Source organism: Streptomyces sp. CY-1, from assembly GCF_047218265.1.
Classification (GTDB): Bacteria; Actinomycetota; Actinomycetes; order Streptomycetales; family Streptomycetaceae; genus Streptomyces; species Streptomyces niphimycinicus.
The window spans coordinates 2,288,434-2,306,179 of sequence record NZ_CP178393.1 but is presented as its reverse complement, the minus strand read 5'-3'; the positions used below and the strand labels follow the sequence as shown (position 1 = coordinate 2,306,179).

The window sequence follows — 17,746 nt, the reverse complement described above, 5'->3', positions numbered from 1 at the left end:
GGACGCACACGGAGAGGAGAGGGCCACCGGGCGGTGCGCCGGGTCCGCGGTGGGTCAGCGCGCCGTCACGGAGAGCGCCGCGGTGGCGGCGTCGCGGTCCTGCCCGGCGACCTCGTCGGGCGAGGCGGCCTTCGTCGGATCCCACTTGATCACCAGGCAGGTGATCAGGCCGAGCAGCGGCACGACGGACAGCGTCAAGAAGGTGTCGGCGAGTCCGAGCGAGTCCTTGATCTGCGGGAAGACATACAGGCCGGCGACACTGCCGAAGCTGCCGACCATCCCGGTGACACCGGTGCCCAGGGCGCGGACATCGCTGCTGTACGAGAGCGCCGCGATGGACTTGCCGTTGGCGCCGGGGCCCGCGGAGTGGCAGAGGATGAACAGCACCGGCAGCAGGAAAGCCACCGCCATGGGCACCTTCTCGAAGGTTAGTCCCATCGCCACCAGGGCCACGAAGACCCCGGCGAAGCCGGCGGCGGAGCTGAGCCGCAGCCCGAGGCGGCGGCCGAAGTACGCGGACAGCAGTCCGCCCGCGATACCGAAGGCGTTGAAGACCATCGAGCCGATGGTGGCCTTCTCGAAGCTCTCGCCGAAGATCGTCAGGCTGATCAGCGGGAGGTACCAGCCGACCGCGAAGTACTGCATCGACTGCCCGAGCGAGATCGCCGAGGAGAGGATCGTGCGCGGCAGATACTCGCCCTTGAACAGCAGCCCGGTCTGGCGGAACCCGATGACGGGTGCCTCGGCCGCGGTACGGGTCACCGTGTCGGGCGTACCGACGACCGCCTTGATCCCGTAGATCCGGTCCAGGTTGGTGACGGACTCCTCCAGCCGGCCCTTGCTGGCCAGCCAGGTGGGGCTCTCCTTGAGCATCAGCGCCTGGCTGAGCAGCAGCGCGACGGCGACGACCGCGGCCGAGCCGACCGACCAGCGCCAGATGTCCGAGCCGACGTCCAGGTTGAAGAAGAGCAGGGCCAGGGCGAGGTTGCTGGTGGTGGCGACGTACCAGACGGCCTGCCACAGGTTGAGCCGCCCGCCCAGCTTCGCGGGCGTGTACTCGGCGAGCAGCGCCATGGCGACCGCGAAGTCGACGCCGTACGCGACACCCACCATGACCCGGCCGAGCCACACGACGGTGAAGTCACCGGCGAACGCGGCGAGCAGGGCGCCCGCGATGGCGAACACCTTGGCGATCAGCAGCGGGGGGACGCGGCCGATGCGGGTGGCGAGCCAGCCCCCGAGGGGGTTGAAGATGATGGCCAGCGCCGGAGCGGTGGCCGTGAGGATCGAGACTTGGGTGCTGGTGAGCTCCATCTGGGTCGTCATGGGTCCCAGACCGGCGCTCAGCGCCGCGTTCGAGTAGGCGTCGAGGAACAGCCCGCCGAACACGAGGAACCAGATGATCTGCGCCCGGCCGGTGATCTTTCCCAGCCCATCGATGAGCGCAACGACATCGGCGACGCCTTTGACGCTCGTACGTTGTGCCATGAATCCGCCTTCGGGGAAGACCCATCGGCGGCACGGGGAGCGAAACAGGCATCACAAAACCACCGACAGGTGGTCTATGTCTGTGCCTGTCAAAACTCTGCGGAAAGCGCCGCAGCACGTGAACTGCTGAAACTGCCCGATTGAGCAGTGCAGCGAGACTAAGAACGAGCCCTGACGAACGTCAAGAGGTTCCGGCCAGGTTACCGAAACGTGACGGGCCGGATTCAGGGGCCTCGCGAGCGCACCGGCCGGTGGACGGCAGCCGCCCTCCGATCCGGCCAAAGGGAGGACTCGGCAGCCCAGGTCCGCCTGGCCTCGGAGCGGCTGTGGCCCGGAGTGCCTAGGCTGTCACCGCTGCGGAAGGGCGGTGCCATGGATGCTGACTCCCGGACCAGGGCCGCGATCGAGGAGCACTGGCGGGCCTCGGAGCGCGGGGACACCGAGGCCGAGCACGCCATCTACGCCACGGACGCGATCCTGGACTACCCGCAGTCGGGTGAGCGGTTCCGGGGCCGGGCGACGATCTCGGCGCAGCGCGGCGGGCACCCGGCCGACCGGCACTTCACCGTCCAGCGGATCACCGGCCAGGCGAATCTGTGGGTGAGCGAATGCCTCATCACCTACGACGGTGTGCCTTCGTACTCGGTGAGCATCATGGAATTCGCCGGCCGGCACGTGGTGCACGAGACGCAGTACTTCGCCGACCCCTTCGACGCGCCCGCCCGGCGGGCCGCGCTCGCGGAGCCGATGCCGGGCCGGACCATCGCCGAAGCCTGATCCACCACGGCACCGCGGTCAGGTCATGCCGGTGCGTGGGTGAGCTCGTGGGCCCGCTGCCACAGCCGGGCGGCGAGGTCCGGGTCCGCGGCGGGGGCGCGCAGGGGCTCCGGCTCGAGCCGGTTGTAGAAGACGTTTCTCAGTTCGCCGCGGTCGGTGGTGGCGATCTTGATGATCGGCTCGGCGCCCTCCTCCGGTGACTGGGTCAGGCGCCGGCCGATCCGGCTTGCCTTTGCCGCGGTGATCAGTGCGGAGTCGCGGTCGAGGCCGGAGCGGACGGTGCCGGGGTGGAACGCGACAGCGGTCATGGTGTCCGGTGCCCGGCGGTTGATCTCGGCGGCATGCAGGACACTTGCCAGCTTCGAGGCGTTGTACGAGCGCATCTGTGCGTAACGGCGCCGATTCTGGTCCAGATCGTCCGGGTCGAGCCTGCCGAACCGATAGAGGCTGGAGCCGGTGTTGATGACAAGGGCGGAGGGAGCCCGCAGGAGCTTCTCCTGGAGAAGCGATGTCAACAGGAAAGGCGAGAGGAAATTGACCTGCACGGTCAATTCATGACCGTCTGGCGTCGTTTGGCGCTTGGGCGAAACGACACCGGCGTTATTGACCAGGATGTCGATCCGCGGAACGCGGGAAATCAGATGCCGAGCGAGTTCGCGTACTTCGCTGAAGCGCGCGAAGTCCGCGGGAAGGGCGGTGCCGCCGACCTCGTCGGCGACAGCGCGGGTTCTGGTCACCGCGCGGCCCACGACGACGACTGACGCACCCCTCGCGGCCAACTGCCGTGCCGCGGCCGCGCCGACGCCGGAACTGGCGCCGGTGACGACGGCGGTCAGGCCGTCAAGTGTTTCTGCTGCCATGGACCGGACGCTAGGTCCCGCGTCGCGGCTGAGGAAGTGAGCCGTGACCCTGGTGCTGCGGGCACCAGGGTCCTGGGGTCGTTCCGGCCTACTCTTGCCCTCATGAACGACCGCACCGCGAATCTGCTGGGCGATTATCTGCGCGCTCGTCGCGAGGTGCTGCGCCCTGCGGATGTCGGCCTTCTTGAGACCGCACGTCGGCGCGTGCCCGGCCTGCGCCGCGAGGAAGTCGCGACGCTCGCCGATATCAGTGTGGATTACTACCTCGGTCTGGAGCAGGGACGTGACCGGCGGCCGTCCGTGGAGATCCTCCGGGCGCTCGCCGAGGCTCTACGGCTCGACGAGTCCGCGACCACGCACTTGTTCGCGCTGGCCCATTCTGTCCCGCGTTCGGGCGGGCGTGCTCACCGTCATCGGGTTTCTCCCACCCTGGCCCGGCTGATCGACTCCTGGCCGGCCACGCCCGCGTTCGTGCAGACGCAGACGTTCCTGGTGCTGGCGGCGAATCCGCTGGCCCAGGCCCTCTCGCCCGCCCACACACCGGGGAACAACCTCCTGCGGACCGTGTTCCTGGACCCGGACGACTTCCCGGTCGAACCGGACCCGCGTCCGGACTTCGTGGCCTGCCTGCGCGGGCTGGCCGGCGCGGACGTCGACGATCCGGACCTGGCGGCGCTGGTAGCCGAATTGTCCATGCGCAGCGAGAGCTTCCGACGCCTTTGGGCCAGGCACGATGTCCGGGGCCGCACCAATGGCAGGGCCACGATCGCTCACCCACGGGTCGGTCCCCTCACCCTCGAGCTCGAACGGTTTCTCGTGCCCTCCGCACCCGGCCGGCAACTGGTGGTCTATTCCGCGGAGCCGGACAGCCCGTCGCATGAGGCACTGCGTCTGCTCGCGGAAACGGCCGACTGAGGCAGTGCGCGAAAGCCGGCTCGACCAGCCTGACCGGGCAGTGTGAGCGCGCTGGGACGGCTTTATACGCATCAGGTGTTCTCGCCTCCGATAAAGCCTTCGCGTGTGCCGCCGTCCGGATGATGAGGTGGCACGGTGACCAACCACGATGAGGCGGCGGCTGTCCGTCCGTTGACCCTGGCTTGGGCGAACCGGCACCTGGAGGCCGGTGAACGGATCGTCGGAACCGAGGCGCTGCACGGCGGCATCACTGCCGAAATGCGGCGGCTGACCATCGGCACTCGGGACGGCGGCACCCGTGACCTGGTGCTGCGGACCTTCGTCGACCCGTTCTATGTGGAGCACGCCGAGGACTGGCTGAACCGGGAGACCGGCGCCCTGACCCTGCTCGCGGGGAGCGGTGTGCCTGCTCCCGGGCTGGTCGCGGTTGACCCGACCGCCGCGCAGTGCGAGTACCCCTCGCTCCTGATGACCCATCTGGCGGGCCGGGCCGTCCTGGACGATGAGGGAGTGGAGGCCCGCGTCCCTGTGCTGGCCCGTCAGCTCGTGGCGATCCACGCGCTGCGACCCGCCGTACGGCCCCGCGAGTACGTGGCGTTGACGACCGCCGACACCGTCGTGACTCCCAAGAGCGCCGACGCGGCGGTATGGGCCGCGGCGATCGACGTGATCCGCGAGCCCGCGCCGCCCTATGAAGGGCGATTTCTGCACCGGGACTTCCACCCCGGCAACGTGCTGTTCGACATGCCGCCCGCACATCCGGCAGGTGCCCGGATCACCGGCGTCGTCGACTGGGCAGGGGCCTGCCGGGGCCCGGCGGATCTCGATGTGGCGCACTGCTCCACCAATCTCGCGCTGCTGCACGGCCCGGCGTGGGGGCAGCGGTTCGCCGAGGCGTACGAGGAGGCCGGTGGGGTGCTGGCCGCGGCCGCGCGCGAGCGGCTGTACTGGCGGGTGCGGGACGGCCTGGCGTTCTCGGAAGAGCTGCGATTGGTGGCGCGGTCATGGCGGGAGGCGGGGAGGGCAGAGCTGACGACGCGGGCCGTGGAGGAGCGGCTGGACGCCTATGTCACCGTGCTGATGGACGCCCTGGCCTGAACATCAAGCCTCAAGCCGGTGGGGCAAAGTCACATCGCCCTCGGGCCAAAGTGAGGATTACGGGACTAGCCTTGGGTGGCATACTTTCCGGCTTCCTCGGGGCCGTAAGGGCGGCTGATGGGTGTTTGTATTCCGCTGCCTTGGAAGGCTGCCTCAGAAGTCGGCGCCGTGGGAGTGGGCTCGCTGTGCGTTCGCTACGGAGAGTTGTAACCCCCGGTAGCGGGCGGGTGTTGGGCTGAAGAATCGCGTGATCTGCCGCACATTTCAGTGAGGTTATTGCGACGCCCGTGTTTCTGCCACATGACGCATTCATATCGCGGGCACTCCCGCGTCGTGCGGTGTTTCAGTGGATGTCTCGGGGTGGCATCCGGCGTGCGTAGTTTTCGGTATTCCAAAGGGGATGGTCTGCATGGCGAGAGGTGGGTTGTCACTCTCAGTGACGAGTTGACCGCTTGTCATGACCCCCAGTTGACTATCGATCATCCCTCCCCCACAGGAGACCCTCATGCGGACGCCCGCCACCCCTGCGCCGTCAGAGGCACCGGCAGACGCCGTCCTCGCGGTCAACCCGCTGCATCGCCCCTCGCCCCGCCTCACCGCCGCGGCCGGCCGGGCAGGCGCCCTCGGCGTGCTCGAACTGTCCGAGCGCCGCCGCGATGCCATCGAGGTTCTGCGTCGCACCGCCCGCTGGTCCGGCGGCCGTCCCTTCGGGGTCCGGGTCCGTCCCGGCTGCCCGCTCGGCGTCGCGGACCTTCCCGAGGACGCCACGACCGTGCTGCTCGCCGACCCCGCACGGACCGCCGCCGACTTCCCCGGGCGCCGTGTGCTCGTCGAGGTCACCAGCCTCGCCGGGGCCACCGACGCCGTTCGGGCGGGCGCCGCCGGGCTGCTGCTGCGCGGGAGCGAGTGCGGCGGCCGGGCGGGTGAGCTGAGCACGTTCGTCCTGCTGCAAGGGGTTCTCGCCGACCCGGGGATCGCCGTGCCGGTCTGGGCGTGGGGCGGCATCGGCCCGCGTACGGCCGCCGCCGCGGTCGCCGGTGGAGCGGCGGGCGTGGTGCTCGACGTCCAGCTCGCGCTGCTCGACGAGGCCGAACCGGACGCCGAGACCGTCGAGGCACTTGGCTCGCTGGACGGTTCCGAGAGCGTCCTCGTCGACGGGGTGCGCTTTCTGCGCCGCCGCGGGCCGCAGGCCCCCGAGCCGCCCGCCGACAGCGCCGCCGCCGAACGCGCCTTCGCCGCCACCGATCCGCTGCGGCGCCTCCTGCCGGTCGGTCAGGACGGCTACCTCGCCGCTTCCTTCGCGGCCAGGTCCGCCACCGTCGCCGAGGCGGTCCGAAGGGTCCGCGACGCGATCGGCCGGGCCGCCGTCGACGAGCGGGCCGCCGCCGCGCTGGCCGAGGGCTCCGCCGGGGCCCGCGCTCTCGGCACCCGACTGCCCGTCGCCCAGGGCCCGATGACCCGGGTCAGCGACGAGCCCGCGTTCGCCGCCGCCGTGGCGGCCGACGGCGCCCTGCCCTTCCTCGCCCTCGCCCTCGCCGACGCCGCGCGCACCCGGGCCATGCTGGAGCGCACCCGGGACTCGCTGCCCGAGGGCGCCTCCTGGGGTGTGGGCATCCTCGGCTTCGCCGACGAGCGGGTAAAGGAGGCCCAGCTCGCCGTCGTCCGGGAGCTGAAGCCCACGCACGCCGTCATCGCGGGCGGCCGTCCCGCACAGGCCGCCGCACTGGAGGCGGAGGGCATCTCGGCCTTTCTGCATGTGCCCTCGCCGGGGCTGCTGCGGCAGTTCCTCGCGGCGGGCGCCCGCAAGTTCATCTTCGAGGGCGCCGAATGCGGCGGTCACATCGGGCCCCGCAACAGCTTCCCGCTGTGGGAGGCGCAGACCGAGGTGCTGCGCGAGTTCCTCGCCGAACAGGGCCCCGCGGCGGCCACGGAGCTGACCGTGCTCTTCGCCGGCGGCATCCACGACGCCCGGTCGGCCGCCATGGCCGCCACCGTCGCCGCCCCGCTGACCGAGGCGGGCGCCGCCTTCGGCGTGCTGATGGGCACCGCCTACCTGGTCACCGCCGAGGCGGTCGGCGCCGGCGCCATCCGGCCGCTCTTCCAGCGGCGGGTCCTCGCCGCCGACCGCACCGACCTGCTGGAGACCGCTCCGGGCCACGCCACCCGGTGCGCGGCCAGCGAGGTCACCCGCGACTTCGCCGAGCTGCGGGACGAACTCATCGCCCAGGGCGTGCCGGACCGCGAGATCTGGGAGCGCCTGGAGCGGTTCAACGTCGGACGGCTGCGCATCGCCTCCAAGGGCGTCGAGCGGGTCGGGGACGAACTGCGCGCGGTGGACGAGGAACGCCAGGGCGCCGAGGGCATGTTCATGGCCGGCGAGGTCAGCGTGCTGCGCGCCGAGGTCACCACCGTCGCGGCGCTGCACCGGGAGGTGACCGAGGGCGCCGCCGCCTGGCTCGCCGAGCGCGCCGCCACGGCCCCCGCCCCGGCCGCCGAGGAGGCGCCCGCGCCGCTGCGCGTCGCCGTGGTCGGCATGGCCGCGATGTTCCCCGGCGCCCGCGACCTGGGCGAGTTCTGGGCCAATGTGATGTCCGGCACCGACAGCGTCACCGAGGTGCCCGCCGAACGCTGGGACCCCGAGCTGTACTACGCGCCGGACGGCGACGGCGAACGCACCCCCTCCCGCTGGGGCGGCTTCCTGCCCCGGATCCCGTTCGACCCGCTGAGCTACGGCATCCCGCCCGCCTCCCTGCCCAGCATCGAACCCGTACAGCTCCTCGCCCTGGAGGCCGCCCGGCGCGCACTGGCCGACGCCGGCTACGAGGGGCCGGAGGCCGACCACCGCCGCACCTCGGTGATCTTCGGCGCCGAGGCGGGCAGCGACCTGGCCAACGCCTCCACCCTGCGCACCGTGCTGCCCGCCTACGTCGGCACGCTGCCGCCCGGACTGGAGGAGCAACTGCCCAAGCTGACCGAGGACTCGTTCCCCGGCATGCTCGCCAACGTCATCGCGGGGCGCATCGCCAACCGGCTCGACCTCGGCGGCGCCAACTACACCGTGGACGCGGCCTGTGCCTCCTCGCTCACCGCCGTCGACGCCGCCTGCAAGGAACTCGTCACCGGCACCAGCGACCTGGTGCTGTGCGGCGGCGCCGACCTGCACAACGGCATCAACGACTATCTGCTCTTCTCCTCGGTGCACGCGCTGTCGCCCTCCGGCCGCTCGGCCACCTTCGACGCGAGCGCGGACGGCATCGCCCTCGGCGAGGGCGTCGCCTGCGTGGCCCTCAAGCGCCTGGCCGACGCCGAACGCGACGGCGACCGGATCTACGCGGTGATCGACGGCGTCGGCAGCGCCAGCGACGGCCGTGGCCTCGGCCTGACCGCGCCCCGCCCCGAAGGCCAGCGCGCCGCCCTGACCCGCGCCTACGCCAACGCCCGGATCTCCCCGGCCGAGGTCGGCCTGATCGAGGCACACGGCACCGGCACCGTCGTCGGCGACCGCACCGAACTCGCCACCCTCACCGAGGTGTTCCGGGAATACGGGGCCGAGCCCGGCTCCTGCGCCATCGGCTCGGTCAAGTCGCAGATCGGGCACACCAAGTGCGCCGCCGGACTGGCCGGACTGATCAAAACCACCCTCGCGCTCTACCACGGCGTCAAGCCGCCCACCCTGCACCTGGGCAACCCCAACCCGGCCTGGCAGGCGGACACCAGCCCCTTCGCCTTCCACACCTCCACCGCCCCCTGGGCCGTCGAACCGGCCGACCGGATCGCGGGCGTCAGCGCCTTCGGCTTCGGCGGCACCAACTTCCACGTCGTCCTGCGCGCCCACGACCAGGCGCCCGCCGCACACGCCCTGGACGCCTGGCCGGCCGAGCTGTTCACCTTCCGCGGCCACCAGGAGCAGGCCGCCGTCAAGGCGGTCCGCGCCCTGCTCGCCCTGATCGACCAGGACGGCGGCCACGCCCGGCTGCGCGACCTCGCGCGCCACGCCGCCCACCGCAGCGACCAGGCCGCCGTGCGCGGCGAACCCGTACAGATCGCGGTGGTCGCCCGCTCGGCGGCCGAACTGCCGGAGCTGCTGCGCCGGGCCGCCGAGGGCGACCACGCCCCCGCCGACGGCATCCACCTCGCCCGCGCCGTGCCGCGGGAGGTCGCGGAGGGACAGCTCGCGCTGCTCTTCCCGGGCCAGGGCAGCCAGCGCCCCGGGATGTTCGCGCCGCTCTTCGCGGCCTTCCCCGGCCTCCACCGCCATCTGCACCTCGGTGCCCGCTGGGCCGACGCGCTCTTCCCGCCGGCCGCGCTCGACGCCGAGACCGCGGCCCGCGCCAAGGCCCGGATCACCGACACGGCCGTGGCCCAGCCCGCCCTCGGCATCACCGCGCTCGCCGCCACCGAACTGCTCGGCTCGCTCGGGGTGCGCCCCGCGATGGCCGGCGGCCACAGCTACGGCGAACTCGCCGCGCTCGCCGCCGCCGGAGTGTTCACCGCCGACGAACTGCTCGCCGCAAGCGCCGCCCGCGCCGAGGCCATCCTCGGCCGGGTCCCGGAGGGCGACGCGGGAGCCATGGCCGCGGTCGGCACCTCCGCCGACCGGGTCGAAGAGGTGCTGCGCCTCGCGGACCTGGCCGGTGACGTGGTGGCCGCCAACCACAACTCGCCCGCCCAGACGGTCATCTCGGGCCCCAGCGAGGCGGTCGCCGCCGCCGTCGCGGGGCTGAAGGACGCCGGATACAGCGCCAAGCCGCTGAGCGTGGCCTGCGCCTTCCACAGCCCGCTGCTCGACGGCGCCGGTGCGGACTTCGGCGGCCACCTCGCGGGACTGGAGCTGCCGGCCCCGGCCTTCCCGGTCTGGGCCAACCGCACCGCGGCCCGCTACCCCGACGATGCCGAGGGCATCCGCGCGGAACTGGCCGCCCAGCTCGGCTCCCCGGTCCGCTTCGCCGAACAGATCGAGGCGATGTACGAGGCGGGCGCCCGGGTCTTCGTCGAGGCCGGGCCCGGCCGGGTGCTCAGCCGCCTGGTGGCGGACGTGCTCGGGGACCGCCCGCACCGCACCGTACCGCTGGAGGACGGCCGCGACGGCGGACTGCCCGCCTTCCTGACCGCGCTCGCCCAACTCGCCGTCAGCGGCACTCAGTTGCGCACCCGGCCGCTGTTCACCGGCCGCGACACCGTCGATCCCGCCACCGCCAAGGCCGTCCGGCGGGCCGGGTTCACCGTCGACGGCCATCTGCTGCGCCGCGCCGACGGCGCCTTCCCGCCGCACGCCCTGCTCCCCGCCCGACCCGTGACGGAGTTCACCGTGTCCGACCCGCGTCACCTCCCCGCGCCGGCCGCCGGCCCCGAAGCGCTGATCGCGGAGTTCCTCCGCAGCAGCCGGGAGATGGTCTCCGCCCAGCGCGACGTCCTGCTCTCCTACCTGGGAGCACCCGAACTTCCGCCCGGGACGACGACGCGGCCGGCCGCGCAGGCGATACCCGCGGCACCCATAGTCCCGGCCGTCGCCACCTCGTCGGCCATCGCCCCGGCGCCCGTCCCCGCGCCCGCCGCCGCGCCGGGTGTCTCGGTCCTGGACACCGTTCTCGAGGTGGTCGCGGGACTTACCGGCTATCCGGTGGACATGCTGGAGCCGGATCTCGATCTGGAGGCCGATCTCAGCATCGACTCCATCAAGCGGGCCGAGATCGCCGGTGAACTGGCCGCCCGGCTGGGCGTCACCGCCGAGGGCGGCGAGCGACTGGAGGAGCTGAGCGGCGTCCGTACCGCCGAGGGCATGGCCTCGCTCCTGGCCGCCCGGCTCGGCACCCCCGCCGCCGTCCCGTCCGCCGCGCCCGCCCCCGCCGCGCCCGCCCCCGCCGTGGCAGGCGCCCCGGCCCGTGATGTGCCGGTCCTGGACACCGTTCTCGAGGTGGTCGCGGGGCTCACCGGCTATCCGGTGGACATGCTGGAGCCGGATCTCGATCTGGAGGCCGATCTCAGCATCGACTCCATCAAGCGCACCGAGATCGTCGGCGAACTCGGCGCCCGGCTCGCCCTGGACGCCGCCCGGGCGGACCTCGAAGCGCTCAGCGGCGCCCGTACGGTCGCCGCGCTCGGCGCACTCCTGGAGGCGGCCCTCGGCTCCGCTCCGGCGCCCGCCGAGGCCCCCGCCGCCACTCCCGCTCCCGCCGTCGACGGACCACGCCCGGAGATCATCGCCCCGCAGCGGCTGCTGTTCGCCGAACACGTCCTCGAACCGGTCACCGCCCGCCCGAAGCCCGGCCGCCGGGTACAGCTCCTCGGCGGCGGCGAGACCGCCATCGAGCTGTCCGCGCTGCTGGCCGAGGCGGGCGTCGAGACCGAGCTGGTCCCCGACGGCGAACCGCCCGCCGCGGGCGAGGAGACGGTGGTGCACCTGACGCCGCTGGACGCCGAAGGACCCGTACTGCCCGAAGCCTTCGCCCTCTACCAGCGGGTCCTCGCCGCCGGGCCGCGTCGCCTGCTCGCCGCCGACCGGCGGGGCGCCGGGGCGCCCAGCGGGCTGCGCGGCTTCTTCCGCACGGTGGCCCGCGAGTACCCCGATACCCACGCCACGCTGGCCGAGGTCCCCGACGGGGCGAGCGCCGCCGAGGCCGCCCGCGCCCTGTTCGCCGAACTCGCCGCCCCCGAGCCCGAGCCGGTGGTGCTGCTGGACCAGGGCGGCGGGCGCCGCGCCCCGCGCCTGGCGCTCACCCCGCTCGGCTCGATCGCCACCAGCGGCGCCGGACCGGCGGGCGACGGCGCCGCCGAGGCCGAGGCCGTCGGGCTCGACCGTGAGTCGGTGGTCCTCCTGGTCGGCGGCGCCCGGGGCATCACCGCCCGCTTCGCCCGCACCCTCGCCGCCGCGGCCCGCTGCCGCCTGGTCCTCTTCGGCCGCACCCCGGAACCCGCGGCCGCCGAGGACCCGGCCACGGCCGGCGCCACCGACCGTGCCGCGCTGCGCGGCGCCCTGCTGGCCGCGAAGCTCACCACCACGCCCGCCGATACCGAACGCCGGGTCTCGGCGATCCTCGCCGAGCGCGAGGTACGCGCCACCCTGGCCGCCCTGCGAGAGCTGGGCGCCGAGGTCGAGTACCAGCGGGTGGACGTGATGGACACGGAGGCCGTCGGCGCCGCGGTCAAGGAGGTGTACGCCCAGTACGGACGGCTCGACGGACTGGTCTACGCCGCCGGGCTCATCGAGGACAAGCTGATCGCCGAGAAGACCCCGGAATCCTTCGCCCGGGTCTTCACCACCAAGGCCGACGGCGCCGCCACCGTCCTGGACGCGGTGGACCGGCTGCCGGTGAGCCCTCGCTTCGCCGTCCTCTTCGGCTCCATCGCCGCCGCCCTCGGCAACCGCGGCCAGAGCGACTACGCCGGCGCCAACGACGCCCTGGAGGAGCTGGGCCGCCGCTGGTCCGGTGCCGAGCGGCGCGGTCTGACCGTGCACTGGGGCCCCTGGGCCGCCTCCGAGACCGGCGGCGGCATGGTCGGCCCGGAGCTGATGCGCTCCTACGCGGCCCGCGGCATCAAACTGATCGACCTGGAGGAAGGCCCGCTCAGCCTGTTGCGCGAACTCGCCTATGGCGCCCCGGACGAGCACACCGTCGTCTACACCGCCTCCGGCTGGTGACCACGATGCCCACCCCCGAACCCCTCGGCGGGCCCGAGACGCAGGGTGAGCCGGTCGCCGTCGTCGGCATGGAGGTCTTCCTCCCCGGTGCCCCCGATCTGGCCGCCTACTGGCACAACATCGCAGCCGGCGTGGACGCGATCACCGAGGTGCCCGCCGACCGCTGGGACCCGCTCTTCTACGACCCGGCGGCGGCCAGCGACCCGGCCGCCGGGCGACGCAGTGACCGCTTCTACTGCCGTCGCGGCGGATTCGTCGACAGCGGCGCCGAGTTCGACCCGACACGCTTCGGGATCATGCCGAAGTCGGTGCCCGCCACCGACCCGGACCAGCTCATCGCGCTCGACGTGGCGTACCGCTCGCTCCAGGACGCGGGCGGCGAGTCCGTGCTGCCCGCCCGCCGCGAACGCGCCGGGATCGTACTCGGCCGCGGCGGGTACCTCACGCCGGGCCTGGTCCGGCTGGACCAGCGGGTCCGTACCGCCAACCAGCTCGTGCACACCCTGCGCGAGCTGGCTCCGCAACTCGACGAGGCCCAACTGGAGTCGGTGCGCGCCGGGTTCTGCGAACGGCTCGGACCCGAGGAGCCGGAGTCCGCGATCGGCCTGGTGCCCAATCTGGTCGCCTCCCGCGTCGCCAACCGGCTCGATCTGCGCGGACCCGCCTACACCGTGGACGCCGCCTGCGCCTCCTCGCTGGTCGCCGTGGACCACGCGGTACGCGAACTCACCTCCCGGCGGTGCGACGTGATGCTCGCGGGCGGGGTGCACCACTGCCACGACCTCACCCTGTGGAGCGTCTTCACCCAGCTCGGCGCGCTGTCCCCGAGCCAGCGCAGCCGCCCGCTGCACCGGGACGCGGACGGCGTCCTGATCGGCGAGGGCACCGGCGTGGTCGTCCTCAAGCGGCTGGCGGACGCGCGGCGCGACGGGGACCGGGTCTACGCGGTGATCCGCGGCACCGGAGTGGCCAGTGACGGCCGCTCCGCGAGCCTGTTCAACCCCGACCCGGGCGGTCAGATCCGTGCCGTCCGCCAGGCGTGGGAGGCCGCCGGGCTCGACCCGCGCGCCGCCGACGCGCTCCAGCTCCTCGAGGCGCACGGCACCGCGACGGCCGCAGGCGACGGGGCCGAACTCCGCACGGTGGCCGAGGTGTTCGGCCCCGCGACCGCCGGGCGCGCCGTCATCGGCTCGGTGAAGTCGCAGATCGGGCACACCATGCCGGCCGCCGGCGTGGCCGGTCTGATCAAGGCGGCGCTCGCCCTGCACCACGAGACGCTGCCGCCCACCCTGCACTGCGACGACCCCAACCCGGCCCTCGAAGCGACCCGGTTCACCCCCCTCGCCACCGCCCGCCCCTGGGACGAGGTCGCGGGCGGCGCCCCGCGCCGGGCCGCGGTCAACGCCTTCGGCTTCGGCGGCATCAACGCGCACGTGATACTCGAACAGCCCGCCGCGGTCCGCGGCCGCCGCCCCCGGGTGACCGTCGGTGAGCCGGAGCGCGTGCTGCGGCTGGCCGCCCGGACCCCCGGGGAACTGGCCGCCCTGCTCGACGCCGAGGACGGCGCGGTGCTCGCCGCGAGCCTGCCCGAGACGGGCTCGCCCGCCGCGGGACCGGTGCGGCTCGGCATCGTCGACCCCACGGCACGCCGCCTGAAGACGGCGCGCCGGGCGGTCGGCAAGGGCGAGCCCTGGCGCGGGCGGGGCGATGTGTGGTTCACCCCGCGCCCGGTGCTCGGCCCGGCCGGTGGGCGCACCGCCTTCGTCTTCCCGGGCCTGGAAGCCGAGTTCACCCCGAAGGTCGACGAACTCGCCGCCCGGCTCGGCCTGGACTGGTCCTACGACCAGGAGGCCGAGGTCGGCGACGTGGGCCGGCACGGCGCCGCCGTCTTCCAACTGGGCCGGCTGCTCGACACCGCGCTGCGCCGCCTGGACGTGGCGCCCGACGCGGTGGCCGGGCACAGCGTGGGGGAGTGGACCGCGATGGCGGCGGCCGGGGTGCACACCGCCGGGGAGGTGGACGCCTTCCTGGCCGGTTTCGACCCGGACGCGCTGCGGGTGCCCGGCCTGGCCTTCGCCGTCCTCGGCACCGCCGCCGACCGGGTCCTGGACCGGCTCGCCGGCCGCGAGGACGTGGTTCTCAGCCACGACAACGCCCCCAACCAGTCGATGATCTGCGGACCGGAGGAGGCGGTCGCCGACCTGGTGGACGGCTTCCGCGCGCAGGGCGTCATCGCGCAGGTGCTGCCGTTCCGCTCCGGCTTCCACACCCCGATGCTCGCCCCCTACCTGGACCCGATCCGTGAGGCGGCCGAGCGGTACACCCTGCACCCGCCGCACACCGCCCTGTGGTCCGCCACCGTCGCCGCGCCCTTCCCGGCCGAACCGGAGGCGGTCCGCGAGCTGTTCGTACGCCATCTGCTCGAACCGGTCCGGTTCCGCGAACTCGTCCTGCGGATGTACGAGGCGGGCTTCCGGGCCTTTCTGACCCTGGGCGCGGGCCAGCTCGGCTCCCTCATCGACGACACCCTCGCGGGCCGCGATCGGCTGGTGGTTCCCGCGCACTCCACCTCCCGCGACAGCCTCGCCCAGCTTCGCCGGGTGGCGACCGCGCTGTGGACCGAGGGCGCAGACCCGGACGTCACCCCGCTCAACCCTCCTGCTGATCGGGCTCGGGCGAGTTCGAGCATCCGTCCGGTACGCCGTGCGGGGATGAAGCTCGACCTCGGCGGCGCCCTGGTCTCCCTCCCCGCCGCCGGGCACGGTCTCCTCGTCACGACACCGGACCGCACCGCGCGGCCCTTGCGCCCGGCCGTCCCGGCCGCCCGGACCGAGGCCCACGCCGACGCCGACGCGCTCGACCGGCCCGGCCGCGCCGGTGGACACCACCCGGTGGCCGCCGAGTTCTCCGCGCTGCTCACCGACACCAACGCCGTCGCCGCGGAACTCCTCGACGCGCTGGGGCAGCGCCGCGGCCCCCGTGTCCCGGCGCGGCACCGGCCGCCGACCCCGCGATCCGGTGCCGTCGCACCGCGGGCGGTCGGCCCGAACGGCTCTGGTGGTCCGAACGGCTCCAGCGGCGCCGACGGCCTCGCGACCGTCCCCGCCGCCCTGCGGATCGACGTGGACCGGATGCCGTACCTCCGCGACCACTGCTTCTTCCGGCAACGGCCAGGCTGGCCCGACGAGGCCGACCGGTGGCCGATCGTGCCCGCGACCACCGTCATCGACCACCTCGTCCGGATCGCGGAGGAGGCGATGCCCAGCCGGAGCGGACAGCGGGTGGTGGCCGTGCACAATGTGCGGCTCCAGAAGTGGATCGAGGCCATGCCCGCCCGTGACGTGCCCGTCGCGGTGCGCCGCTCGGCCCCGGACCGGATCGAGGTCGGGCTCACCGGCTTCGCGGGCGCCGAGGTCCGGTTCGCCCCGGGACCCGCGACCCCGCCCGCCGTATGGCCGGTGGACCCGGCCGCCGAACGTGTCCCCGAACTGGCCGCCGAACAGCTCTACACCGAGCGGTGGATGTTCCACGGCCCCGCCTTCCAGGGCGTCACCGAACTCACCGCGATCGGCGAACGGCATGTGCGCGGCGTCCTCACCGCGCCCGGACCACCCGGCGCGCTCCTCGACAACGTCGGCCAGCTCCTCGGCTACTGGATCATGGCCACGCTGACCGAACGCACCACGGTCTTCCCGGTCGGCATGGCCCGGATCGACTTCCACGGCCCCGAACCGGCCGCCGGGACGGCCCTGGACTGCCATATCCGCATCCGAGAGGTCACCCCCACCACCCTCACCGCCGATATGCAGCTCGTCCACGCGGGCCGCGTCTGGGCCGAGTGCACGGGCTGGACCGACCGGCGCTTCGACACCGACCCCGGTATGCGGCTGATGGACCGCTTCCCCGGCCGGAACACCCTCTCCGAGGAGCGCACCGGGGGATGGAGCCTGGCCCATGAGCGCTGGCCCGATCTCGCCACCCGCGACCTGATCATGCGCAATGTGCTCGGCGGCGCCGAACGCGACCGCTACGCCGGCCAGCCCCCGACCCGTAAGCGCCGCCATCTGCTCGGCCGGATCGCCGCCAAGGACGCGGTCCGCAGGCTGCTCTGGGCGGAGGGCGCGGGCGACATCTACCCGGCCGAGATCGCCCTGCACAACGACGCGGCCGGGCGGCCCGTGGTGACCGGTGTGCACGGCCGCGCCATCGGTCCGGGCCTGACGGTCTCCCTCGCGCACAGCGCCGAGGCGGCGGTCGCCCTGGCCCGCCGCGGACCCTGCGGTATCGACCTCGAAGAGGTCACCGCCCGGCCCGCCGCCGCCGTCGCGGCGGCCTGCGGCCCCGAGGAGCGCGCGCTCCTCGCCCGTACCGTCGCCGCGGGCGACGAGAGCGAAGACCTGTGGTTCACCCGGTTCTGGGCGGCGAAGGAAGCCGTCGCGAAGGAGCGCGGTACGGGGCTGCGCGGACGACCTCAGGAGTACCGGGTCACCGCCGCCCGTCCCGGCCTGCTGCGGGTGGAACACGCGGGCCGCGCCTGGGAGGTGCGCTGCGATCAGGTGGCGGCCCCCGCGGGGCTGCCCGAACGGAACTATGTCGTCGCCTGGACCACGGGCGGCGCCGAGCCAGTCAGTCAGGAGAGCCAGCATGACCAGTGAGGCGGCCACCCCCACGGCCCTCAGCACCGATGAGGACACCGTCCTCGCACAGATCGCCGCGACGCTGCGCGAGCTGCCCGACGCCGGTCTGGAGGATGCCGAGATCAGCCGCGAGACGCTGTTCCACGACGATCTGGAGCTGGAGAGCATCGACCTGGTCACCCTCGCCGGCCTGCTGCGCGAGCAGTACGGCGAGCGCGTCAACCTCGCCCTGTTCATCGCGGACCTGGAACTCGACGAGATCATCGCGCTGACGGTGGGCCAGCTCGCCGACTACGTCACCGCCTCGCTCCGCGCCACCGAGGAGAGCTGAC

General features: G+C 73.4%; 8 protein-coding genes. 6 read left to right on the top strand and 2 right to left on the bottom strand.

Annotated elements, in window-relative coordinates; all coding sequences use genetic code 11:
- Positions 1 to 54: 54 nt before the first annotated feature.
- Entirely contained in the window at positions 55 to 1,488 is a 1,434-nt protein-coding gene (locus ACK1X7_RS09625; protein WP_413114952.1) for an MFS transporter, read from the bottom strand.
- A 372-nt stretch (positions 1,489 to 1,860) separates the two neighbouring features.
- Between ACK1X7_RS09625 and ACK1X7_RS09620 the strand changes: the two genes are divergently transcribed.
- Entirely contained in the window at positions 1,861 to 2,265 is a 405-nt protein-coding gene (locus ACK1X7_RS09620) for a nuclear transport factor 2 family protein (RefSeq protein WP_385140241.1), read from the top strand.
- 23 nt (positions 2,266 to 2,288) lie between these two features.
- Here ACK1X7_RS09620 and ACK1X7_RS09615 read toward each other — a convergent pair whose 3' ends face one another.
- Entirely contained in the window at positions 2,289 to 3,125 is an 837-nt protein-coding gene (locus ACK1X7_RS09615) for an SDR family NAD(P)-dependent oxidoreductase (protein ID WP_413114951.1), read from the bottom strand.
- A gap of 102 nt (positions 3,126 to 3,227) precedes the next feature.
- Between ACK1X7_RS09615 and ACK1X7_RS09610 the strand changes: the two genes are divergently transcribed.
- The 5 genes from ACK1X7_RS09610 to ACK1X7_RS09590 all read left to right on the top strand — a co-directional run bounded on the left by ACK1X7_RS09610 (position 3,228) and on the right by ACK1X7_RS09590 (position 17,745).
- Entirely contained in the window at positions 3,228 to 4,040 is an 813-nt protein-coding gene (locus ACK1X7_RS09610) for a helix-turn-helix domain-containing protein (RefSeq protein ID WP_413114950.1), read from the top strand.
- A gap of 135 nt (positions 4,041 to 4,175) precedes the next feature.
- Positions 4,176 to 5,138: a phosphotransferase family protein gene (locus ACK1X7_RS09605; protein WP_390792504.1), complete on the top strand. Its 963-nt coding sequence runs from the start codon at positions 4,176 to 4,178 to the stop codon at positions 5,136 to 5,138.
- A gap of 505 nt (positions 5,139 to 5,643) precedes the next feature.
- On the top strand, positions 5,644 to 12,777 hold the full coding sequence (locus tag ACK1X7_RS09600) for an SDR family NAD(P)-dependent oxidoreductase (protein ID WP_413114949.1): 7,134 nt from the start codon (positions 5,644 to 5,646) through the stop codon (positions 12,775 to 12,777).
- 5 nt (positions 12,778 to 12,782) lie between these two features.
- Positions 12,783 to 17,432: a beta-ketoacyl synthase N-terminal-like domain-containing protein gene (locus tag ACK1X7_RS09595; RefSeq protein WP_413116861.1), complete on the top strand. Its 4,650-nt coding sequence runs from the start codon at positions 12,783 to 12,785 to the stop codon at positions 17,430 to 17,432.
- A complete protein-coding gene (locus tag ACK1X7_RS09590; protein ID WP_385143286.1) occupies positions 17,422 to 17,745 on the top strand; it encodes an acyl carrier protein in 324 nt (107 codons plus the stop codon). Before ACK1X7_RS09595 ends, ACK1X7_RS09590 begins: the two co-directional genes overlap by 11 nt.
- Position 17,746: the final 1 nt, after the last annotated feature.